The organism is Latilactobacillus fragifolii (assembly GCF_905332535.1).
GTDB classification, from domain to species: Bacteria; Bacillota; Bacilli; order Lactobacillales; family Lactobacillaceae; genus Latilactobacillus; species Latilactobacillus fragifolii.
In genome coordinates, this window is sequence record NZ_CAJOCF010000001.1 from 130,154 (window position 1) to 152,390 (window position 22,237).

Below are 22,237 nucleotides of genomic sequence, written 5' to 3' on the forward strand. Positions count from 1 at the left end.
TTGTTTGACCAAGCAAGAAAAGGCTGAAAAACAAGAAAAGCCAGTAGCAGAATTGCCAGAAACAGAAACAACTAAAGAAGAAACACCATTTGAACCTGAATTAGAAGCAGATGAAGTGACAGCAAGTGAAGATGGTGCACCGGAAGAAGAGGCAGCAAAGCCTGATTTAGCGGCTCAACTTGCTGAACTTCAAAAGAAATATGATGATTTAGAGGATAGTTTCTTACGTTCACAAGCTGAAATTAAAAACATTCAAACCCGCCATCAAAAAGAACAAGCTAGCTTACTAAAATATGATGGTCAATCACTTGCCAAAGATGTCTTACCTGTTTTGGATAATCTTGAACGGGCCTTGGCAACTGAAGCAACTGATGAAAGTGCTGAGAGCCTTAAAAAGGGTGTTCAAATGACCTATGATCATATGAAGCATGCTTTAGAAGATCATGGCGTTAAAGAAATTGAAGCACAAGGCAAAACCTTTGATCCGACCATTCATCAGGCCGTCCAAACGGTCGCTGTTGATGGTGATCAAAAAGCGGATACTGTTGTACAAGTCTTCCAAAAAGGCTACTACTTGAAGGACCGCGTTCTAAGACCAGCAATGGTCGTCGTTGCACAATAATTAAACTAAAAATCTAAAAAAGAGGGTATTTTTTATGAGTAAAGTAATTGGGATTGATTTAGGGACAACCAACTCAGCTGTTGCCGTATTAGAAGGCGGACAACCAAAAATTATCACAAATCCAGAAGGCGCACGGACAACACCATCTGTTGTGTCATTTAAAAACGGTGAAATCCAAGTTGGGGAAGTGGCAAAACGCCAAGCAATCACTAACCCTGATACAATCGCATCAATCAAACGACACATCGGCGAAACAGGCTACAAAGTAACTGTTGGTGACAAATCATACACACCACAAGAAGTTTCAGCAATGATCTTACAATACATCAAGAAATTCGCTGAAGATTACCTTGGTGAAGAAGTTACAGAAGCTGTTATTACAGTACCTGCTTACTTCAATGACTCACAACGTCAAGCAACTAAAGATGCCGGTAAGATTGCCGGTTTAGATGTTAAACGGATTATCAACGAACCAACAGCTTCTGCATTGGCTTACGGTTTGGATAAGACAGAAACAGATGAAAAAGTCTTAGTTTACGACCTTGGTGGTGGGACTTTTGACGTTTCTGTTCTTGAATTAGGCGATGGTGTTTTCCAAGTATTGTCAACAAACGGTGATACCCATTTAGGTGGGGATGACTTTGATGAAGCCATCATGAACTGGTTAGTTGAAAACTTCACAGCCGATAACGGTATCGACTTGTCAAAAGACAAGATGGCTATGCAACGGTTAAAAGATGCTGCTGAAAAAGCTAAGAAAGATTTATCTGGTGTAACAAGTACCCAAATTAGCTTGCCATTTATCTCAGCCGGCGAAAATGGTCCTTTACATTTGGAAATGACTTTATCACGTGCTGAATTTGATAAGTTAACATCAGACTTAGTTGACCGGACAAAAGCACCTGTTATGAACGCTTTGAAAGACGCTGGTTTGGAACCAAGCGATATCAATAAAGTTATCTTAAACGGTGGTTCAACTCGAATTCCTGCTGTTCAAGAAGCCGTTAAGAACTGGACTGGCAAAGACCCTGATCACTCAATCAACCCTGACGAAGCGGTTGCACTTGGTGCTGCTGTTCAAGGTGGCGTTATCTCAGGTGACGTTAAAGACGTTGTTTTACTTGATGTTACACCATTATCATTAGGGATTGAAACAATGGGTGGGGTCTTCACGAAGTTAATCGATCGTAATACAACGATTCCAACAAGCAAGGCACAAACCTTCTCAACAGCTGCTGACAACCAACCTGCCGTAGACATCCATGTCTTACAAGGTGAACGTCCAATGGCTGCTGATAACAAGACTTTAGGACGCTTCCAATTAACAGATATTCCTGCTGCACCTCGTGGTGTGCCACAAATCGAAGTTAAATTCGATATTGATAAGAACGGGATTGTAAATGTTTCTGCTAAAGACCTTGGTACCAACAAGGAACAAAAAATCACAATCAAGAGTAACTCTGGTTTATCAGACGAAGAAATTGATCGGATGATGAAGGAAGCTCAAGAAAACGAAGAAGCCGATAAGAAACGTAAAGAAGAAGTTGATTTGAAGAACGATGTTGATCAATTAATCTTCCAAACGGATAAGACTTTGAAAGAGCTTGAAGGTAAAGTTTCTGACGAAGAATTACAAAAGGCTAAAGATGCTAAAGAAGAATTAGTGAAAGCACAACAAGAAAATAACCTTGAAGATATGAAGACAAAACGCGATGCGTTGAGTGAAATCGTTCAAGAATTAACAGTTAAGTTATATCAACAAGCTCAAGAAGCACAACAAGCTGCAAGCGGTGCTGAAGGTAATGCAACTGACGGTAAGTCTGACGATAGTACTGTTGACGGCGACTTCGAAGAAGTTAAAGACGACAAATAATCACGCGTTTAAAAAAAGCCAAAACCTAGTATGGTCTAGGGCCTTGGCTTTTTTTAATCAGTCAATTATGATATCCTTGATAAGGTAGTTTTAACGCGTAAGTATATGAATGGAGGCCCACAATGGCTGATAAAAGAGATTACTATGACGTCTTAGGGATAAGTAAAGACGCCTCAGATGATGAGATTAAAAAGGCCTATCGTAAACTTTCAAAGAAGTACCATCCAGATATTAATAAAGCGCCAGAAGCAGAAGCGAAGTTCAAGGAAGTTACAGAAGCGTATGAAGCGTTAAGTGACCCACAAAAACGGGCGGCTTACGATCAATACGGTCATGCTGGCATGAACGGTGGTTTCGGCGGCGGTGCAGGTCAAGGCTTTAGTGGTGGCTTTGGTGGCGCTGAAGGCTTTGGCGGTTTCGAAGATATCTTTAGTTCATTCTTCGGTGGCGGTGGTGCGCGGCAACAACCAAATGCCCCGCGTCAAGGTTCAGATTTACAATATCGGATGGATTTGAAGTTCGATGAAGCCATTTTCGGGAAAGAAACTAAAATTTCCTATAACCGTGAATCAGAGTGTCACACATGTCATGGCTCTGGTGCTAAACCAGGGACAAGTGCTCAAACGTGTCACAAGTGTCATGGTACAGGTCAAGTTCAAGTTGAACGCCAAACAGCATTTGGTCGCATGATGGCGCAAGAAGTCTGTGATGTCTGTGGCGGGACTGGTAAAGAAATCAAAGACAAGTGTGAAACGTGTCACGGAACCGGTCACGAAGATGAACGCCATACGGTTAAAGTTAAAGTGCCTGCTGGTGTTGAAGATGGCCAACAAATGCGGCTTCAAGGGCAAGGTGAAGCTGGGACAAACGGGGGCCCATATGGTGATTTATTCATCATTTTCCGCGTGGCACCAAGTGCTGAATTCAAACGTGATGGGGCTCAGATTTATTCAGAAGTTCCGATTAGCTTCGTCCAAGCTGCGCTCGGGGATGAGATTGAAGTTAACACAGTGCACGGTCCTGTTAAATTAAAAGTGCCCGCGGGAACTCAAACCAATACGGTCTTCCGGCTACGCGGTAAGGGTGCGCCTAAGCTCCACGGCACAGGTAACGGGGATCAAAACGTTACAGTCAACATCGTAACGCCAAAGAACCTCAATAGTAAGCAACGCGATGCCCTCAAAGCATTTGCAGTAGCAAGTGGTGATTCAGTCAACCCACAAGACAACAACTTATTCGACAAAATTCTGAATAAGAAACATAAAAAATAAAAGCACGTTAAAGGGCCGCTGATAAAAAATCAGCGGCCCTTTTTTTGATACATATTATTGTTGGCGGCTATGATGGTAGCCGTAACTGAAGTAGATTACGAGTCCGATTACCAACCAGATTAAAAAGACAAGCCAAGTGGTTAGTTGTAATTGGGTCATCAGTAACAGACAAAGGCCACATGAAAGTAATGGAATCCATGGGAACAGCGGCACTTTAAAGCCTTGTGGTAATTCATTATAAAAGGATAACTTGCGGAGAAAGATGACACCAAGAGAAACCGTCGCAAAGGCGAATAGCGTCCCAATGTTGACTAATTCAGCAATCTTATCCAGTGGGACTACCATGGCGACGATGCTTGTGATGATGGCAAAAAGCCACGTATTGGCAACTGGCACATGTGTTTTTGAACTGACTTTAGCCAAAATGGGTGGTAATAGGCCATCGCGACTAATGGCAAAGATCAGTCGTGTTCCGCCGTAGGTCATCACGAGTAAGACCGTTGTCATACCGGCTACTGCACCTAGGGCGACAATGCCAGCCACCCAATTTTGATGCATTAATTGAAGGGCGAAAGCAACGGGATCACCAACGTTTAGTTTTGTGTAGTGCACAACGCCTACTAAGACAGTCGCAACTGCGGCATATAACAATGACGCGATTAATAGTGACGCGATAATCCCAATTGGCATATCGCGTTGCGGATTGACAACTTCTTCTGAAGCGGTTGAAACAGCATCAAAACCGATGTAAGCGTAAAAGGCTAGTGCCGCTCCAGAAAGAATCCCGCCAGCACCAAATGGTAAGAATGGTTTGAAGTTGGCTGGTTTGACGTAGAAAATGGCAACACCAAGAAAAATGACAATAACGGCGACTTTCACCCCAACCATCATCGTATTGATCCGCGTTGATTCGCGTAAGCCGTTTGACAGTAAAAATCCGATAACTAACGTAATTAGCCCGGCGATTAAATTAATTCCCCCAGGGTGCCCAGGCGTCCACGCAGCTGATAAGAAGGTCGGCAAGTGTAAGCCAAAGCCAGCTATTAGATTCTGAAAGTAGGCTGACCAACTGACGGCAACCGAGGCGACTGCGAAGAGATATTCAGAAATTAGTGCCCACCCTAAAATCCACGCGATTAATTCACCAAAGACGGTGTAGACATATGTATAGGCACTACCGGCTAAGGGAATTGTAGAAGCAAATTCTGAATAACAAAGGGCAGCCATTGCACAGACAACAGCGGCAAGAAGATAAGAAAGCATCGCACCGGGGCCAGCGTACTTAGCGGCGATAATCCCGGGAGTGATAAAAATACCAGCACCGACGACTGCTCCAACCCCCATGGCGGTTAGGCCAAAGGCGGTTAAATGGCGTTCTAATGGACTGCTTTTAAATTGGTTCACGTCGATTTGTTTTTTAGCAAAGAGTGAATGGTGTGTCATTAGTAGCTCCTTTTTAAGTGATATGCCTTTCATTTTAAGCGGTCGACTTACAAGCGTCAAGCTAAACAAAGCGCCATGACAGAGATTAAGCCGTCATGGCGCGTGTTAGTCCAGTGATTAAATTAATCCCCAATGGCGCAAACCTTCAATAATTCCACCTTCAGTATTCTTAGAAGTAATGTATTTAGCCTTGGCTTTAGCTTCTGGAATCCCGTTACCCATAACAGTTGGATAATCTACAAAATCGAGCATTGGTAAGTCATTGGCACCATCGCCAAAGGCATAAGTCGGAATCCCCGTTAAGTTTTGGGAGCGAATTAATTCCTTAATACCACTTTGTTTTGAACAATCTTTTTCAACAGTATCAATTGAGTTCGGTGTATTACGGTAAAATGTTAAATCCGCACTTTGTGTTTCTGTATAAGCTTTGTCATTGTCGTTTGTCAGAATCAACATCATGTAGACGGGGTGATTCAGGTAATATTCTGGATCCACTTCGGGAACTGGGGCGTTGACAAACTTGTAGGCGGCTTTGGCTGGTTGTGTCACAGCAGTCAGCCGAATTGCTTTTTCATTATAAAAAGCGATCGCTTCACCAGCGGCTTTAGCAATTGACACCGTTTGTTCAATGACTGAGGTGGGAATCGTCCCTTGATAAACGGGTTGACCTTCATATTGAATGTAGCTCCCATTTAAACAAATGAATGAATCAATCCCAGTTTTGGCCAGTACGTCTTGAATTTCAAGTGGTGAACGACCGGTCGCAATGATTGGTAGGTAGTTGTTAGCACGCAATTGGCGAAGGGCAATCGCAACGGCTGCATCCACTTTTGAATGTTCATTGTAAAGTGTCCCGTCAAGATCGAAAAATACTAGTCCTTTATAAGTCAAAATAGGGCCTCCTAAATAATGATATCTGCTTAACATGCTATCATGCTTAGCGGTGCCATGCAAACGGTAACGCTATCTTGTTTGACTTTCATCACTTCTTCACATATTATTCATCCGTAATTGGTTTATCTACTGTATAATATAAGCATAACAATGTCAAAAGAGAAGGAATTCTAATGAAAATTTTAATGGTAGAAGATAACAAATCCGTATCAGAAATGATGAGTATGTTTTTCCAAAAAGAAGCTTGGGATGCCCATTTCGCTTACGATGGTAATGAAGCCGTGACAGTTTTTAGCAGCGATCCAGAGAGTTGGGACATTATCACACTAGATTTAAATTTGCCGGGTTTAGATGGAATGCAAGTTGCCCAGAAAATTCGTGAGTTGTCCAAGACGGTGCCGATTATTATGTTGACGGCCCGGGATTCTGAAAGTGACCAGGTCCTTGGGCTAGAACTTGGCGCTGATGACTATGTGACAAAACCCTTTAGTCCAATCACACTGATTGCGCGGATTAAAGCCTTACATCGCCGTGCTGAATTAATTGATGAACAAGTCGAAGCGGCTGAAGAAAACTTACAACAAGCGGTCGAAAACTCAGATTTTGATGTTCAAACAACGCACTTTAAGTTGAGTTCTAAAACGCGTGAAGCTTATTTATTGGATAAGCCGATTTTGGATTTAACACCGAAAGAATTCGATTTATTGAAGACGTTAGCGAAGAATCCACGGCAAGTTTTCTCACGCGAACAGTTATTAGAACTTGTGTGGGATTACCAATATTTTGGCGATGAACGAACGGTTGATGCACATATCAAGAAGTTACGGCAAAAGATTGAAAAAGTAGGGCCACAAGTGATTCAGACCGTTTGGGGTGTCGGTTACAAATTTGATGATTCAGATGCGGTGCGCAAATGAAACTGATTTATCAGTGGATGTTGGCATTTTTCGGGGTCATTATGACAACGATTATTATTGTGGGGATTGCGTTTACGCAGTATTCGACAAGGACCGCTTATGAAAGTACCTGGGATCAACTGGAAGGGTATGCGGATGTGATTGAACGTGAAGCTTTCAAACAAGGGGCTCAAGCGGCATTGTCGACCCAATTTATTATTGATAGCCAACAAATCCTATCGCAACAACATGTTGGGTTTAATTTTTTTAACGCGGAAAACGAAATGGTGTATCCTACCCCGGATCCTAAAATTTCGGTTAAGAAGCAATATTGGAAGCACTTAAAAAATGGTCAGATTCAACGGCTGAGCTTGAGTCGTGATTCGCATCAAGTCAATAACAATAAGCAAGAACAGTTAGTGGTTTTCAAGCCGGTCTTTTACAATAATAAACTGATCTATGTAATTGGGGTGGCAGCCCCCCTCCAAACCGTTAAATCAGGCTTAACAACGATGCGCAAAAATCTGTTAATTGCCTTTTTATTATCGACAATTGGCGGGATTTTGTTAAGTTATGTATTAGCACGGTATCAAATCTATCGGATTAATCGCTTGCGCAATGCGACCCACTTAGTTGCTGAAGGCGACTTTAATGTGCAGATTAAAAATCACGGTAAGGATGAATTGGATGATTTGGCAACCGACTTTAATGAGATGGTGCATTCGTTGAATGAGTCTGAAGAGGAAATCAAGCGCCAAGAGGACCGGCGGCGGCAATTCATGGCTGATGCTGCTCACGAAATGCGGACGCCACTAACGACCGTTAAGGGCCTGTTAGAAGGGTTGCAATATGATGCGATTCCAGAAGAAATGCGTGCCAAGAGTATCACACTGATGCAAAATGAAACCAACCGGCTCATTCGCTTAGTGAACGAGAACTTGGATTATGAAAAGATTCGCACTAACCAAATTAAATTGAACCCTCAAACTTTCAATGCGGTTGAAGCCATCCAGAATATTCAAGAACAACTCGAGAAAAAGGCAACTGAAGCAGGCGATACACTCGTCTTGGATGCACAAGAGAATGTCCCAATCTATGCTGACTATGACCGGTTTGTCCAAGTGATGTTTAACATCATGCAAAATGCCATTCAATTTACAGAAAATGGGCAAATTACGGTCACGGTGGAAGCTGGTTTTCACGAAACAATTCTGACTATTAGTGATACTGGTATCGGCATGACAGCCGAACAAGTCAAGAATATTTGGGAGCGGTATTACAAAGCAGATCCATCGCGTAAGAATACTAAATATGGTGAATCTGGTTTAGGGTTGGCAATTGTCCACCAACTCGTTCAGTTACACCATGGGACGATTGATGTCCAAAGTGTACCGGAACAAGGAACAACCTTTACCTTAACTTTCCCGGATGAAACGATTGTAAATAGTGAAAGCTAAAACAACTTAAAAAAGCGTCGCGACAATTCAATGCTTGTCGGGACGCTTTTTTAGGTTAAATATGCAATTGATTTTTAGCCGGTTGGGTCTCACTAATGACTTTACCAGCGTGGATTGAGAGGGTGACGGTAGCGTGCTTATTCAATGCGTCGTAGAAGTTGTCACTGTCCATAAGAATTAGATGAGCGGGTTTGCCCACTTCGATACCGTATTGGTCGAGGACGTGCATAGCACGCGCGCCATTATAAGTGATAAAGCGATAGGCATTCATAATTTCAGTATGCCCCATGATTTGGGTGGCTAGTAAGCCGCTATACAACACATCGAGCATGTTACCATTGCCCATTGGATACCAAGGATCTTGAATGTCATCCTCACCAAAAGCAACGTTTAGCCCATTTGCGGTGAGTTCTTTCACACGGGTTAACCCGCGGCGTTTCGGGTAAGTGTCAAAGCGGCCGCCGAGGAATAGGTTGACGAGGGGATTGGCGATGAAATTCAGATCAGCCATCTTTAACAGTCGCATTAATTTAGACATATAAGCATCGTTGTAACAGCCCATGGCAGTTGTATGCGAAGCCGTTACTTTGGCTTGCATGCCGGTCTCAAGGGCGAGGGTGGCGACGGTTTCTAGACTGCGTGCATTTGGATCATCAATTTCATCCGTATGTGCGTCAAATAATAAATCATATTCTTGTGCTAGTTGAAAAGCGAATTTTAACGATGCAACGGCATACTCACGATTAAATTCGAAATGTGGAATAGCACCGATGGCATCAACGCCTAATTGGGCTGCCTGGGTCATTAAGGCTTGCCCGTTAGGAAAAGAGAGAATCCCTTCTTGTGGAAAGGCTACTAGTTGCAAGGTCATCCAATCCTTGACCGCTTCACGGACTTCAAGCAACGCCTTAAGTGCGACCAAGTTTGGATCAGTGACATCGACGTGGGAGCGAACGAACTGAATGCCATGTCGGGCTTGTAATTTTAACGCTTGAATAGCGCGCCGTTTGACGTCGTCATGCGTTAGGTCCTTTTTGCGTTCGCTCCAAATTCGGATGCCGTCAAACAAAGTGCCGGACTCATTCCATTCGGGCTGCCCAGCGGTCAGGGTTGAATCAAGATGGACGTGAGGGTCAACAAATGGGGGTAAGGCTAATTGTTCATGCCCGTCGATGACATGCTCATTAGGTTGCGGTCCCAGTTGCGTCTCAATTGCTGTAATGATTCCGTTCTCAATTCTAATTGACTGCAGTGACGCTTGATTCTCAATATGGACGTTTTGAATGAGCATTTGATTCAACCTCGCTTTTTTTAGTAGTGAGTATAACAATCTTGAGTTGACTTTGGCAAGTAAGTTTAATACAATGCTTATAAATATAAATCCTTTTAAGGGCAGTCCAGTGAGGCTGACAAAGGAGCGGTTAACAAGTACATTAGTGGGCCTGCTCTGTTTAGGAGTAGGTCTTTTTTTAATGCCGTTAATCAAGTGGGGGGTAGCAAAATGACAAAGCAACAAACAATTCATGCAGTATCCAAAGAGGCACGGACCATGGGCAGTTGGGACCTGTTTGCAACTTGGATCGGCGCGAATGCCAATAACGGTACGTGGTTTATCGGTGGCATTATTGCGGCAACTGGCTTACTTCAAGGTTCAACCTTGTTGCTGGTGGTTGGCTGTTTATCGTATATTTTGCTCGCACTGGCCTCATACATGGGGTATCAAACCGGTGTGGGGGCCATGGGGTTAACGCGGGCTTCATTTGGCGTGAAGGGCTCCGTCTTGCCCTCAATCATCAACGTGATACAATTCATCGGTTGGGCGGCGGTTAATACGTATATTGCCGCAACTTCAGTCAGCTTTATCATCAAGGAAATTATGGGCTGGTCGGGCAACGATGCCGCCACTAACCGGATGAGTTTGATCGTGGGGATTCTAATAATGTCTGTCTTGCATCTAATCAGCATCTCGCTTGGGGAAAAATCCGTCCGCTGGATTGAACGAATTGGCATCATCTTGGTGATTGTTTTAGTTACTTGGGAATCAATCATCGTCTTCAAGATGGTCCCATTCAAAGAATTAGTTGCTTGGCGACCAGCTAGTAATTTACGCCTTGAATTTGGGAAGGCGATCGATATTCTAGCTGCGTTTAATCTCGCATGGGTGACAGCTGCTGCCGACTTTAGTCGGTTCTCAAAACATAAACAAGCAGCGACGGGTTACGCCTTCTTCGGTGCGAACATTGGCTTGTTCTGGTTTGCCTTTATTGGCTTGACGGCGACAATTGCCACAGCGATTACGTTAAATCATTTCGATCCTAATAATGCCGATCCAAGTACAATTGCGGCTAAGTTAGGCTTGGGCATGCTAGCTTTATTAGTGATTGTGATTACCAGTACGACAGCCAATGCGGTCAATTTAATGGCTGCCGGGTCGGCTTTAACGAATATTTTTCCGAAATTTAAACTAACACCGGCATTGTGGGTTGTGACTTTATTAGCGACGGTGCTGACGTTTATTCCGGTCTATGTTGCCTCATTTTTAACGACTTTTGAAACCTTCCTCGATAGTATCGGGATGTTCTTAGGGCCCGAAATTGCAATCTTCTTGGTGGATTATTTTATTATTAGCCGGCGGCAATACAATGTTGACGCGCTCAATGAAGTCGCTGGGCAATACTGGTATAGCAAAGGCTATCATCTGACCGCTCTGATAGCGTGGGTCATTGGCGTGGTTAGTTACTTAATCTTAAATCAATTTGCCATTATTCATGCTTATACCGGGGCAACGTTTATTGCGATGGGCCTAACAGCATTGGTTTATTGGTTAATGGCTCAAAAAGAAACGCTAATTGAAGGAAATTAAAAAAACGTCTTACTTAAGGCGTTTTTTTAATTTTTACCACAGAGTTCATATAATTTTCATACTTTAGTTTTACACTATCTTTATTAGGAGGTGGGGCATGTTCTTTATTAAATCAATTCCAGCTAATATTCGGTACTATTCACGCCAATCTTTGTTAATCTATCTTGCGGATTGCCTCTTTTTAGGCGTCATGTTAATTGCGCTGAGTTTGATCAGTTTAGAACGCCATGACCTCAACCAGTTAAAAAAGCAGTTAGCCAACTTTAACACAGCTCAGAAAGGGACTAATTCACTGACATATCTGGTTCAGAGCAAACAAGCCTTACTAGGACGGTATCAACTCATCGCAGTGGTGCTACTTGTCATCATTGCGCTAGTGATTGGTATTGTGACTTGGCAAGCGTTTAAAAAGATGCGTCAGGATGTCGATACTTTTACCAGTGCGAATTGGCCGCGGCATAAAATTGTTAATTATTATACGTTGACGGCGCTTTGCTTACTCATCATGGCCAGTGTGACGATCATCTTAAGTTGGGTATTATTTAATTCATATTATTGGCGCGGTTTAGAACTAATTAATCAACAGTGGTTACAAAAGCCGTTACGCCCACTACAAGGTCGGCGAGCGTTTCAACCATTATTTAAAAATCATCTGACGGACTTTAGTAGTCATTCGTTGTTGAACCCGGTTTTGCACGAACGGACTAAACAAAATTTAACCAATCAAGTATTAGCCCAATTATGGGGACCATTCATCAGTTTAATGGCCCCCGTCTACTTGATTGGTTGGTGCCAAGTCATTCGCTTTAGGAAAATGAGAAAGGCGTGATTGAAATGCTAAACAAACAACCTTTAGTGCTTGGACAGGTTTATTTTAGTCAACCGGAAATGATTCAGCAGAGTCTTGAATCACCTGAATTACCATACGTGATTGATTATGAGGCGCCTAAGATCCTGCCATTTATGTCCGGTTGGGATAATTTGTTGCTCCCCCAAAAACGGATTGCCCCAACGTTAAAGCGGGTAATTGAAGCGCATTTAAAACGCAGTCGCCGTTTATTGGGGACTGAATTATCGCCAGTCGATCAGTTCTGGATTCAATTGATTCGTGGATTAGCAACCCATCAGCAACTCGTAGTGGTTAAACAGTTCTTAGATAAACTGCCACCAACAGACGCACGTCAATTATTAAACGATGTTCGACAGACAGCAGCACAGTTTCAGATTATCGTAATCATGACGACGACTCAAGAATCCGTCTTTAACAGCTTTCAATCGCAGGTTATTAGCTAAAGCGCGTATGTAAAAAACGCCCGGACAATATATGTTGTCCGGGCGTTTTTGTGATTATTGTTCCGTATCACTGGTTGCTGTTGAATCAGAATCTTTTTTTAAGGCCTTTGATTTAGGCACTTCGGTGAGACTCGATTGATCATCCGCTAATTCTGGGGCGTCGGTCTTAAAGAGTCCGACGGTTGATTGATCACCATTGCGCGAGAATAAACTAGTTGAATTGGCACCTAGTTTATTTTGAATATCAACGAGTTGTTGATAGCCAGTTAGATAGTTGTAATCGGCAGGGTTCACCGGTTTGAAGCCTTGTGGCGTATAAAAACGTAACAGATTCTTTTCGTTAACCGAATCCGACAAACTCAGTTCTCGGTTCACTTGTTTCTGCCAAGCAGCGACTTGTTTTTGCAACTTAGCTGTTGGTTCAGTCACTTCCGAACCATCCTGATTATTGTAGATGGTGCCATCAAGCACTGTGTAATCGGGGGTGACGAAGTTATGGTTCCGGAAAGCAACGACTTGATCGTGTTGGGGGGATAATAAATCGGTTCCGAATTGGACATAGCTTTTATTATTAATCCCTAATAAATGAAGCAGCGTTGGTAAGGCATCGATTTCGCCACCATATTGTTTTTGGATACCGCCTTTTAGCCCATTCATGTGAATCATGTAGGGAACCCGTTGCAGTTGTGCGTTGTCGTAGTCGGTCCAAGTTTCTGGGTCGCGGCCTAGCACACTCACCAAGGCTTTGTTATCAGAATTGGAAAGGCCGTAGTGATCACCGTAGAGGACAATCATCGAATTATCATAGAGCCCAGAAGCCTTAAGATAATTGAAGAACTCTTCTACGGATTGATCGAGATAATGGGCGGTCGCAAAGTAGTTATTCACTGCCGTATTATCAGTTGTCGCGCGGGGGAAATCCCCATCTTTTTCGGGTAATGGGAATGGAAAATGGTTGGTGACGGTAATGAATTTCGTGTAGAACGGTTGTTGAAGTTGCTCGAGATACTTAATCGATTCACCGAATAACAATTTATCCTTCAAACCATACTGTAAGACGTTATCTGGATCGGTGTCAAAATAGGAAGAATCAAAGAAGTAGTTGTAACCGAAGTTCTTGTAGACGTTATTTCGATTCCAAAAGGTTCCGACATTCCCATGGAAAACGGCACTTGTATAGTCCCCATTTTGCTTGAGAATGGATGGGGCCGCTTGAAAGGTATTATCCGAACCGAGGGTTGTAAAGACTGAACCTTGTGGTAACCCGTAGACCCCCGTTTCCATCATGTTTTCGGCGTCACTAGTCTTACCTTGGCCAACCTGATGGAAGAAGTTTTCAAAGCTTAACGTATTTTGATCATGGTAAAGACTATTTAAAAATGGTGTCACTTCGCGTCCTTCGAATTTAAAGTCAATTAGAAATTGTTGGAAACTCTCTAAATGAATGACAATCACATTTTTGCCTTTCGCAACACCGGCATATTCAGCACTAGGAGCAGCGTAATGCTCTTTCGTAAAGTCGAGGACGGGGTCTAAGTCGTAACTCTCAGCTTGGGCGCGCACTTGATTATTCTGAGTTGTTTTGAAGGCATCGTAGACCGTGAAAGTGTCGATGCCGAGGTATTTAACAATGTAATTTCGATCAAATGTTCGCGAAAGAATTTGCGGCCGGCTAATTTCACTTAAGCCAAGATTAATACCAAACAATAAGACGGCCAACGAGGTGATACTAAAGGCCCACCGGCGATTAAATGCGTGGCGATCAATTTTGATCACTTTGGTTAAAAGCAACAATGCCAAAATAATAATATCAATCCAGTAAAGAGCATCATGCCAGTTCATAAGGGCCAGCGAACTTTTGCTGAGCCCGGCCGAAACTTTTGAATATCCTAAGATGGTGTTGATGGTCATGTAATCGGTGAATTGTCGATAATAGATGACATTAAAATATAAAAGAGCGGTGTTGGCGGCGTAGATAACCAAGCCTAACCAATAACTAAGCCGCGGTTGGCGAACGTAAAGAATGATACCGAATAAAAGGAGCGTCGTCGCAATCGGATTAAAGATTAAAATAGCAATTTGCAAGAAGCCACTAGCTGCGAGGTTAAAGTCGGTGAAGTACCCGAATAACGTTTTTAGCCAAAATAAAAAGACTAACAAACTCATGAAGCCTAATCTCGTGGATAGGAATGCTTTAATTTTTGTGAGTTTCAAGTAATGTGACATCCTTTCAAAAAACAGAACTAAAAGAGCGCTAATGCCTTATTTTAACCCGAGGGCGGCATTAGCGCAAACAGCAGCTCAAAGTTTAAATAGAAACTTAACGTTTGGCGGTCTGCATGATGGTCTCGTATTTGGGATTCAGTTGGTCTGGCGCCAAAACATGCTGGTAAACAGCTTGTAATTCATAACCGATTTCCGTAATGCTTTTAGATTGCGCCGTTTGGTAGCCTTCAGCTGTTAAGTCGGGAACTGTATCAGTGACCATCGCTTGGATAAGTTGACTGAATTCTGCGTTAGTATGGCCCATGTAGCAATTTTGGCGATCGGTGAGCCAGCCTTGGTAAACCGGAATATCACGCACTAAGACTTTTTGATGACTCGCAAGGGCCTCCAAGACAACAATGCCTTCAGTTTCTTCGTAGGACGGAAAGAAAAATAAATCGGCATTGGCATAGGCCCCTTCGATAATATCGCCTTTAATATAACCGGGGAAGATGACATTGTCGGGGTGATCTTGTTTGACAATCCGCCGAATATTGGCCGGAATACTGTACATTGGCACATCCCCAAACCAGATGAAGGTATATTCGGGAAGGCCTTTGGCGATTTCGACAAAATCGAGCAGTCCTTTGCGCTTAAAAAAGAGGCCGACGCAGATAATCACTTTTTGGTCGGCTTTTAAATGGAAATAGTTGCGAAAAGCGGCTTCTTTAGCTGGTGTTGCTTGATACTTAGCTAAATCAATGCCGTTTGAAATGGGGGCGATGGGGGTGGTTAGGCCATAGCTTTCCAATAATGATTTTGAATAGCGGGTGGGCGTAATCAAGTGATCGGCTTGTTGATAAAGGCTAACAAGGTAACGTTTAACCAAAGGGGCTAGTTGATTAGAACCAATAAAAGAGTTGCGAAAATCTTCTTCGGTTGAATGGGCATGATAAATGACGGGTTTTCCCATTTTGCGAGCTTTTTTGATGACACGATGGCTTTTAAGTCCGTATGTATTGATATGTAAGATATCGTAGTCGTGGTCATTGGGATTAAGGGTATAGTCGATGCCCATTGCAGTTAACGCGCGTTTTTGATGATCCAACGCCCGACCAATCCCAGATTTAGCGAGTAGTTTTTCACTTTCGAAGTATAATAAAACTTTCATAAAAGGCTCCTGTTTCAATTTATAGTGATTTCTATTATAGCATAGCACAGTAGGCGTATATCGGGCTAAAATTGAGCCGTCGTTGGCGAATAGTTTAAGATTCACTTTAGTCGCATCATGAAACATTATTTATTGCAAAGAAACAGCTATAATGGACTTAATTCCAGATTGCATAATGAACAGCTAGGTGAAATTAGTCGGATAAGTGAGGTTGGTTTTTTGGTATTTCTTGGGCACGTTTATGAACAATGGATTCTTCCTTGGGGAGAACAGTATAATCATTTACCACTCATTAAATTGACGGTGGAGAGTTTAGATAAGACAATTTTATATTGTTTCGTTTTTATTGTGTGCCGATTGGGGTACTTATTAATAAAACGACGTAAAATACAGTTTTTCCCAGAACTAAAACGGTTGTTATTTGTGTTTTATATTGCCTTATTAGTCTCGTTAACGGTTTTACGGCATATTTATTACCCATGGCAGATCCAACTTCACTTCCAACGCCCATTAAGCCAAATTAATCTGACGCCCTTTGTTGAGACATTTAAGTTACGGCAAGCACCCGCCCAGCTTGACTATTGGTATAACTTCTATGGCAATATTGCATGGTTCATCCCGTTTGGGTTATTGCACCGGTCGTTGACACAGCGCAAAGGGGCTTGGTTGCTTACAATTATTGAAGGGGCCTTATTGTCCTTGTGCATTGAATCCGCTCAGTTTATTTTAGGGACGGGGATGGCTGACATTGATGATTTCATGTTTAATACATTCGGGACGGTGATTGGCGTCCTTTTATACCAAGTACTACAATATGCAAAGCGCAAACATAAAAAAATTCAACGGTAAGCAAACGCTTATCGTTTTTTTACTAAAAAAATACTTTTTTACGTAAAATTTACGTAAGCGCAAACATCCTTGTGACAGTTGCTTACATAATGATAGCAAAGAAGGATAATGATCGAATGACGCCGTTTTCCTACTAGCCAGCAGTTATAAAACTATGTATAATTGTTTCTTGTACTTTAGAGAAGAAGAGGAATTTACAAATGGCTATTTTAATTGCATTAATCCCAGCACTAGCATGGGGAAGTATCGGGTTAGTTAGTGGCAAACTTGGCGGGAATGCCTATCAACAAACCTTAGGAATGACATTTGGGGCGCTGGTTTTTGGAATCGGTACCTTTTTAGTATTACAGCCCGCTTTAAACTTACGGATTATGGTAATCGGTATCATTTCCGGTTTATTCTGGAGCATTGGTCAAGGACAACAATTCCAATCAATGCAAGCCATCGGTGTTTCTAAGACGGTCCCATTATCAACCGGGATGCAGTTGATTGTAAACACTTTAGCCGGCGCTTTGTTATTCCACGAATGGCAGACAGCGCACGATTACATCTTTGGGATTACCGCATTAGTGATCTTAATTGCTGGTGCCACGTTGACTTCAATGAAGGATCCTAAGAGCGGTAATGCTGCTAAAGAAGATACACAATTTGGACGTGGTTTTCGAGCATTGATCTTATCAACAATCGGTTATGGTGGGTACACAATCATCGTTAACTGGTCACACATTGGCGCAACCTCAATTGTTTTACCACAAGCAATTGGGATGTTCGTCGGTGCCGCAATCTTTGCCGGTGTTGGCATTGGAACAGCAGTTTTCAATAAGAAAACAACGCTTAACATCAGCACTGGTTTATTATGGGGCCTTGGGAACTTATTTATGTTGATTTCAATGAATAATATTGGTTTAGCAATTAGCTATTCACTATCACAATGTGGCATTATTATTTCAACAATCGGGAGTATTTATCTATTAGGTGAACAAAAGACTAAAAAAGAAATGGTATACGTCACACTAGGTTGTTTATTAGTCATTGTTGGTGGGGTAACCCTCGGTATGATGAAGTAAACACCTTCTAATCAGTCACTTAGACAAATTGTCTGAGTGGCTTATTTTGTTTAGAGTGTGTATATTTTATAGAAAAGGCAAAAGAAGTGAATAAGATGAAGAGAACGGATAAAACAGCTGTTAGTTACTATTTATTGAGTATGCTAGTGCCAATGCTATTAATGGTGGGCTTATATGCCATCCTCCAAATTGTGCCGTTTGGACGGCATAATTTATTGATCAGTGATCTCGGTACGCAGTACATGCCCTTTTTAGCAGAGTTTAAGCGGCAAATGGCGCAGATGAATTTCAGTACGTATTCCTTTTCGCTTTCGCTAGGTGGTGATATCTTACCATTAGCGGCTTATTATTTAATCAGTCCTTTTAATTTACTGCTCTTATTTTGGTCGAATAGCCAGTTGCCAGTGGTGGTTGGATACGTCATTATTTTGAAGATTGGGGCAATGGGATTAACAATGGCCCATTTTTTAAAGACGCGCCAGTCTGGCTATCATTTTTCTGCGTTAATTTTTGCGACAGCTTATAGTTTAAGCGGCTTTGTGGCAATGAACTTTTATAACTTAATGTGGTTAGATGCTTTGATTTTCCTCCCACTAGTTATCTTAGGATTAGAACGGCTCTTTTTAAAACGGCGTCCCGGTTTATATATCTGGATGTTGGTTGCTACTATCTTTACCAACTATTACTTGGGTTATATGTCGTGTTTATTTGCCGTTTTATATGCAATTAGTTTGTTAATTAAATGGAAACAACCACAGCAAACTTGGTGGCAACTAGTGGTTCAATGGCGGCAAGCCATCGGGCAATTTTGTTGGGCGTCTTTGATTGCAGGGGGAACAACAGCGATTGTGTTGTTGCCATCGTTACTTGGGATGTTGAAAACTGGGAAAAAAACCATCGCAGTAACCAGTTTTTACCCAACACCGCAGTTTGGCTGGGAAGTCATGAGTCAATTTCAGGTCGGTGGTAGCCACTATACCCAACGTTTGATTCATGAACCAACTTTATTTATTAGTACATTAGCGCTACTATTTGCAGTCTATTATTTCTGCTTACCAACTATTGGACGGCAGGCAAAGTGGTCAAACGGGTTTTTAATTGTCAGTTTAGCGTTAAGTTTTTGGGTAACAACCTTTAATACGATGTGGCATATGTTCCAACAGCCAGAAGGTTTTCCCTATCGGAATACCTATCTAATGGCATTTGTTTTGATCAAGATTGCCTATGAAGCCAGTATTGAACCCGTTGGTAAACGGCAAACGAAACGACTGGTTATCTTAATCGTCGGCGGATTGCTTAGCATTGGCCAGTTAGCGCTCTATTATGGACCGCATGTGCATGGTGTGCAGAAACAATCGCTTGGGTTGCTAATTGGTTTAATGGTTTTGGCCAGCGTTATTTTTGTAGGGTGGCAAAAAGGGGCCCGTTGGCAACCCTGGGTGATTGGGCTGGGGGCCATATTGACGTTTAGTGAACTGGTAATTAATGGGTGGCTAGTGACCACTAAGTTACCGATGGGGGACCAAGTTGCTTATGCGCAACAATATCGGCGGCAATCGGCAGTTTTTAAACAGTTGGAACGCCAAACCCCTGATTTTTATCGGGTTAATAATCAAGCGATTCTCTTAAAAAAGGCGTTTAAGGAGCCGTATTATGGGTATAATGATGCGTTGACTTTTGGTCAGTATACGTTGAATAATTATTCTTCGACACTTGATGAGCGGATGCGGACGATGTTGGTTAAGCTCGGTTTTTATAGTAAGAATGCCCGGCGGATTAATGGGATTGGACATACTGTGCTGACTGACCTGCTGTTTGCCAATCAATATGATTTAATTGCTAAGCAAGGGCAAGTTGTTACACAACCACATAAAACGTTAGGATTAGGGTTTGCGGTTAATGAGCAGCTTGCACGGATTGCTTTGAAGGCCCATGAACCGTTTGAAAATCAAGAGCGGATTATGCAGGCGATGACAGGCCAAACGACCCCCTTTTATCAATATGACCAGCTAGATTTACAGGCCCAAAAGCGACGGCAAATTACGTTTACAACGCAAGTCAAGACAACGGGGTATGCGTATTTATACTTGCCACAGCAAAATTTATCAAAGTTAAAAGTGCAAATTAACGGGCGAACGCATAAAGCACCCATTGAATTGAACGGGACAACAATTATTAGTTTGGGCCGCTATCAAAAGGGTCAACAACTGACACTGACAATTGCCAGTCATCAACCTAAAGCCTTTCGCAAAATTCAAGTGGCCAGTTTAGATCAAGCCCATTTTGATCAAGCTTTTGACCAATTGGCCCAACAACGCTTAAAGGTTGACCGGAAACAATTGGCTGCAGATAATGGTCGGATTTCTGGGGTCGTGACAACAAAGACCACTAATCAATTACTTTACTTAAGTGTGCCGTATGATAGTGGTTGGCATGCGCAAGTCAATCACCAGCCAGTGCGCACACGGCGAGTGATGGACAATATGCTGGCTGTGCCCCTTGCAAAAGGGACAAACCAAATCCGTTTGGTCTATCGGGCACCAGGGTTAATCATCGGTGCAATTATTTCAGCGTTTAGTTTGCTGACTTGGGCGGTTATTTTGATTAAGCAACGACGTCATTAAAAAACAGGTTAGCGATGAATATTTTCATCGCTAACCTGTTTTTTTATGGGTTATTTGGTGTGCCGTTGAATGGCTAAACTAAGGCCAATGAAAGTCAAGCTGAGAGAGTAACCAGGAGCACTTAAAAGAAGTATCGCAAGGCTGACGCCAAACGCGCCTGCTCTGCTCGTTAGTAAGGTGAACGTAAAGCTTTTCAGGGGATTCTAGATAAATAATGTTGATGGGCCACGGCATCAGGGCCTTTTTGGCTTACGTTAACTTATAAGATGCAATGGTTTATTGATAAAATAAACCACAATTTGCAATAGTTAGCGGCAATAAAGGCTAATTATTGGCATTTTATCAATATTTAGTATATATTTATGCTAATGATAAGTGTTTAGATATTATATTGAAGGAGGAACGATCATGAGTGTCAAAGCGGATCAATTATCGGCTCAGGAATATATCGTACAGTGGAATCAATTTTTAGAACGGTTTATTGTGTTTGAAACAGTATTTAGTGAGTACACCCAGACGAGCAAGAATATTATTAAGGGGCGTTGTCTGGTAGACGAAAATTTGGGATCATTAAATGAATATTTTCAACGTAACTTACGGGTTTTTAAACGGTTTATTGATCAAGTCACATTGTTAAACCCCCCAAAAGAATTACGAGAAATCAACCGGCAGTTGCAATTGATAATGACCGATTATGTCGCATCCGCTGAAGCGATGGTCACCGCCTTCAATGAAGGTGATGAGTTAGATTTATATCAGAAACTCACAACGAGTCGCCAACAGCAAAAGCGGTATCGGCTTCGGATTAGTGAACTTTTAAATCAAATTGCGGTTGTTAAACCACAAGCAGTTAAATAAAAAAACGGCACCCAATTGGCAACTAGCAGCCGTTGGGGGTCGTTTTTAGATTAGATAATTTTACGCCGAGCATGCTCAATAAATTTAAATTTATCGGCACGGTGGATCGATTCGGTGAATTGAAGAAGGGTATTGTCCTGCAGATGGGTGATTCCCTTCACACTGACAACGGAGCTATTAGGCGGTAAGTTGAGTATTTGACATTGTTCTTCAGTAGCAGGAACGACTGTGAACTCCTTACTGCCATAACCAATTTCGAGCTTAAGGGTTTCTTCAAAGTAACGGTAGAGTGAATCTTGGGCAACGCCTTTTGAAATATGGGGGACAACGTTAGTTAAGACGTAATCGTTATCAATTACCAGTGGTTCACCATTAACGACGCGTAGCCGTTGAATGTAAGTGGCCGGCAGCTCCTCATCGCGCTCAAGATGGAAAAGGGTTTGCGACACAGTCGTCTGTGTTAATTGCAAGACTTGAGTATCAGTATGCATATCAAAGAGACTATCTAGTTCACGATAACTGGTCAAGCCAGAAATCGGAAAAGCGTACTTGTCTAGACCGAGGACCAAAGAGCCTTTACCTTTAATTTTATGGATAAAGCCGTTTTCAAGTAAACTGCCCAGTGCTTTACGAACCGTTTCCCGCGAGGCACCGTAGAGTTCGGCAAGTTCATTCTCGCTGGGTAAGAAAGTGCCGCTTTGATAGAGTTGATGGGTAATCTTACGGACGAGATCTCGATAAATCATTTCATATTTTTTAGCCATTTGACAGTCTCCAATTTGTTTTCTCATGCTTATCATAACGGGGATTTAGCGAAGTTGCAAGACTGGATTAAACGATAATTAGAAAGC

The 22,237-nt window shown here is 42.3% G+C and carries 18 protein-coding genes; 12 read left to right on the forward strand and 6 right to left on the reverse strand.

Going from position 1 to position 22,237, the window contains the following annotated elements; all coding sequences use genetic code 11:
- The first annotated feature begins 4 nt into the window (after positions 1-4).
- From grpE to dnaJ, 3 genes are all read left to right on the forward strand, one after another.
- Positions 5-622 (forward strand): nucleotide exchange factor GrpE, encoded by a 618-nt coding sequence (gene grpE, locus J7Q78_RS00550; protein WP_154241714.1) that lies wholly within the window; start codon positions 5-7, stop codon positions 620-622.
- 34 nt (positions 623-656) lie between these two features.
- Positions 657-2,495 carry a molecular chaperone DnaK gene (gene dnaK, locus J7Q78_RS00555; protein WP_208422580.1) on the forward strand — a complete coding sequence of 613 codons (1,839 nt, stop codon included), beginning with the start codon at positions 657-659 and terminating at the stop codon, positions 2,493-2,495.
- A gap of 122 nt (positions 2,496-2,617) precedes the next feature.
- Positions 2,618-3,766, forward strand: coding sequence for a molecular chaperone DnaJ (dnaJ, locus tag J7Q78_RS00560; RefSeq protein ID WP_154241716.1), 1,149 nt, complete (start codon positions 2,618-2,620; stop codon positions 3,764-3,766).
- A 54-nt stretch (positions 3,767-3,820) separates the two neighbouring features.
- On the opposite strand, the gene J7Q78_RS00565 is transcribed toward dnaJ, so the two are convergent.
- Together J7Q78_RS00565 and J7Q78_RS00570 are read right to left on the reverse strand one after the other, a co-directional pair.
- Positions 3,821-5,209 (reverse strand): APC family permease, encoded by a 1,389-nt coding sequence (locus tag J7Q78_RS00565; protein WP_208422579.1) that lies wholly within the window; start codon positions 5,207-5,209, stop codon positions 3,821-3,823.
- 117 nt (positions 5,210-5,326) lie between these two features.
- Entirely contained in the window at positions 5,327-6,100 is a 774-nt protein-coding gene (locus tag J7Q78_RS00570) for a Cof-type HAD-IIB family hydrolase (RefSeq protein ID WP_208422578.1), read from the reverse strand.
- Positions 6,101-6,276: 176 nt separating this feature from the next.
- Between J7Q78_RS00570 and J7Q78_RS00575 the strand changes: the two genes are divergently transcribed.
- Both J7Q78_RS00575 and J7Q78_RS00580 read left to right on the forward strand, forming a co-directional pair.
- Positions 6,277-7,020 carry a response regulator transcription factor gene (locus tag J7Q78_RS00575; protein WP_208422577.1) on the forward strand — a complete coding sequence of 248 codons (744 nt, stop codon included), beginning with the start codon at positions 6,277-6,279 and terminating at the stop codon, positions 7,018-7,020.
- Positions 7,017-8,456, forward strand: a complete 1,440-nt coding sequence (locus J7Q78_RS00580; protein ID WP_208422576.1) for a sensor histidine kinase — start codon at positions 7,017-7,019, stop codon at positions 8,454-8,456. The genes J7Q78_RS00575 and J7Q78_RS00580 overlap by 4 nt, the downstream gene beginning before the upstream one ends.
- Positions 8,457-8,511: 55 nt before the next feature.
- Here the strand turns inward: J7Q78_RS00580 and codA are convergent, their stop codons facing one another.
- Positions 8,512-9,747 carry a cytosine deaminase gene (gene codA, locus J7Q78_RS00585; RefSeq protein ID WP_208422575.1) on the reverse strand — a complete coding sequence of 412 codons (1,236 nt, stop codon included), beginning with the start codon at positions 9,745-9,747 and terminating at the stop codon, positions 8,512-8,514.
- Positions 9,748-9,957: 210 nt separating this feature from the next.
- Here codA and J7Q78_RS00590 point away from each other — a divergent pair, with 210 nt between their 5' ends.
- The 3 genes from J7Q78_RS00590 (at position 9,958) to J7Q78_RS00600 (ending at position 12,612) form a co-directional block, all read left to right on the forward strand.
- Positions 9,958-11,319 (forward strand): cytosine permease, encoded by a 1,362-nt coding sequence (locus tag J7Q78_RS00590; protein WP_208422574.1) that lies wholly within the window; start codon positions 9,958-9,960, stop codon positions 11,317-11,319.
- A 97-nt stretch (positions 11,320-11,416) separates the two neighbouring features.
- Positions 11,417-12,148, forward strand: a complete 732-nt coding sequence (locus tag J7Q78_RS00595; RefSeq protein ID WP_208422573.1) for a hypothetical protein — start codon at positions 11,417-11,419, stop codon at positions 12,146-12,148.
- A gap of 5 nt (positions 12,149-12,153) precedes the next feature.
- Positions 12,154-12,612 (forward strand): hypothetical protein, encoded by a 459-nt coding sequence (locus tag J7Q78_RS00600; RefSeq protein ID WP_235688020.1) that lies wholly within the window; start codon positions 12,154-12,156, stop codon positions 12,610-12,612.
- 54 nt (positions 12,613-12,666) lie between these two features.
- Here J7Q78_RS00600 and J7Q78_RS00605 read toward each other — a convergent pair whose 3' ends face one another.
- Positions 12,667-14,838, reverse strand: coding sequence for an LTA synthase family protein (locus tag J7Q78_RS00605; RefSeq protein ID WP_407929545.1), 2,172 nt, complete (start codon positions 14,836-14,838; stop codon positions 12,667-12,669).
- 94 nt (positions 14,839-14,932) lie between these two features.
- Entirely contained in the window at positions 14,933-15,988 is a 1,056-nt protein-coding gene (locus J7Q78_RS00610; protein WP_208422570.1) for a glycosyltransferase, read from the reverse strand.
- 219 nt (positions 15,989-16,207) lie between these two features.
- Between J7Q78_RS00610 and J7Q78_RS00615 the strand changes: the two genes are divergently transcribed.
- From J7Q78_RS00615 to J7Q78_RS00630, 4 genes are all read left to right on the forward strand, one after another.
- Positions 16,208-16,837 carry a VanZ family protein gene (locus J7Q78_RS00615; RefSeq protein WP_208422569.1) on the forward strand — a complete coding sequence of 210 codons (630 nt, stop codon included), beginning with the start codon at positions 16,208-16,210 and terminating at the stop codon, positions 16,835-16,837.
- Positions 16,838-17,037: 200 nt separating this feature from the next.
- A complete protein-coding gene (locus J7Q78_RS00620; RefSeq protein WP_208422568.1) occupies positions 17,038-17,904 on the forward strand; it encodes a GRP family sugar transporter in 867 nt (288 codons plus the stop codon).
- A 95-nt stretch (positions 17,905-17,999) separates the two neighbouring features.
- Entirely contained in the window at positions 18,000-20,528 is a 2,529-nt protein-coding gene (locus tag J7Q78_RS00625; RefSeq protein WP_208422567.1) for a YfhO family protein, read from the forward strand.
- Positions 20,529-20,936: 408 nt separating this feature from the next.
- Positions 20,937-21,386: a hypothetical protein gene (locus tag J7Q78_RS00630; protein ID WP_154241729.1), complete on the forward strand. Its 450-nt coding sequence runs from the start codon at positions 20,937-20,939 to the stop codon at positions 21,384-21,386.
- A 50-nt stretch (positions 21,387-21,436) separates the two neighbouring features.
- On the opposite strand, the gene treR is transcribed toward J7Q78_RS00630, so the two are convergent.
- Complete coding sequence (gene treR / locus J7Q78_RS00635) at positions 21,437-22,150, reverse strand: trehalose operon repressor (protein ID WP_208422566.1); 714 nt, start codon at positions 22,148-22,150, stop codon at positions 21,437-21,439.
- Between the last annotated feature and the right edge of the window lie 87 nt (positions 22,151-22,237).

What these genes read in the sequence shown, in the direction of transcription:
- dnaK (WP_208422580.1), top strand. Translation starts at nt 657, where the DNA reads ATGAGTAAAGTAATTGGGATTGATTTAGGGACAACCAACTCAGCTGTT.
- dnaJ (WP_154241716.1), top strand. Translation starts at nt 2,618, where the DNA reads ATGGCTGATAAAAGAGATTACTATGACGTCTTAGGGATAAGTAAAGAC.
- J7Q78_RS00565 (WP_208422579.1), bottom strand. Translation starts at nt 5,209, where the DNA reads ATGACACACCATTCACTCTTTGCTAAAAAACAAATCGACGTGAACCAA.
- J7Q78_RS00575 (WP_208422577.1), top strand. Translation starts at nt 6,277, where the DNA reads ATGAAAATTTTAATGGTAGAAGATAACAAATCCGTATCAGAAATGATG.
- J7Q78_RS00580 (WP_208422576.1), top strand. Translation starts at nt 7,017, where the DNA reads ATGAAACTGATTTATCAGTGGATGTTGGCATTTTTCGGGGTCATTATG.
- codA (WP_208422575.1), bottom strand. Translation starts at nt 9,747, where the DNA reads ATGCTCATTCAAAACGTCCATATTGAGAATCAAGCGTCACTGCAGTCA.
- J7Q78_RS00590 (WP_208422574.1), top strand. Translation starts at nt 9,958, where the DNA reads ATGACAAAGCAACAAACAATTCATGCAGTATCCAAAGAGGCACGGACC.
- J7Q78_RS00595 (WP_208422573.1), top strand. Translation starts at nt 11,417, where the DNA reads ATGTTCTTTATTAAATCAATTCCAGCTAATATTCGGTACTATTCACGC.
- J7Q78_RS00600 (WP_235688020.1), top strand. Translation starts at nt 12,154, where the DNA reads ATGCTAAACAAACAACCTTTAGTGCTTGGACAGGTTTATTTTAGTCAA.
- J7Q78_RS00605 (WP_407929545.1), bottom strand. Translation starts at nt 14,838, where the DNA reads ATGTCACATTACTTGAAACTCACAAAAATTAAAGCATTCCTATCCACG.
- J7Q78_RS00610 (WP_208422570.1), bottom strand. Translation starts at nt 15,988, where the DNA reads ATGAAAGTTTTATTATACTTCGAAAGTGAAAAACTACTCGCTAAATCT.
- J7Q78_RS00620 (WP_208422568.1), top strand. Translation starts at nt 17,038, where the DNA reads ATGGCTATTTTAATTGCATTAATCCCAGCACTAGCATGGGGAAGTATC.
- J7Q78_RS00625 (WP_208422567.1), top strand. Translation starts at nt 18,000, where the DNA reads ATGAAGAGAACGGATAAAACAGCTGTTAGTTACTATTTATTGAGTATG.
- J7Q78_RS00630 (WP_154241729.1), top strand. Translation starts at nt 20,937, where the DNA reads ATGAGTGTCAAAGCGGATCAATTATCGGCTCAGGAATATATCGTACAG.
- treR (WP_208422566.1), bottom strand. Translation starts at nt 22,150, where the DNA reads ATGGCTAAAAAATATGAAATGATTTATCGAGATCTCGTCCGTAAGATT.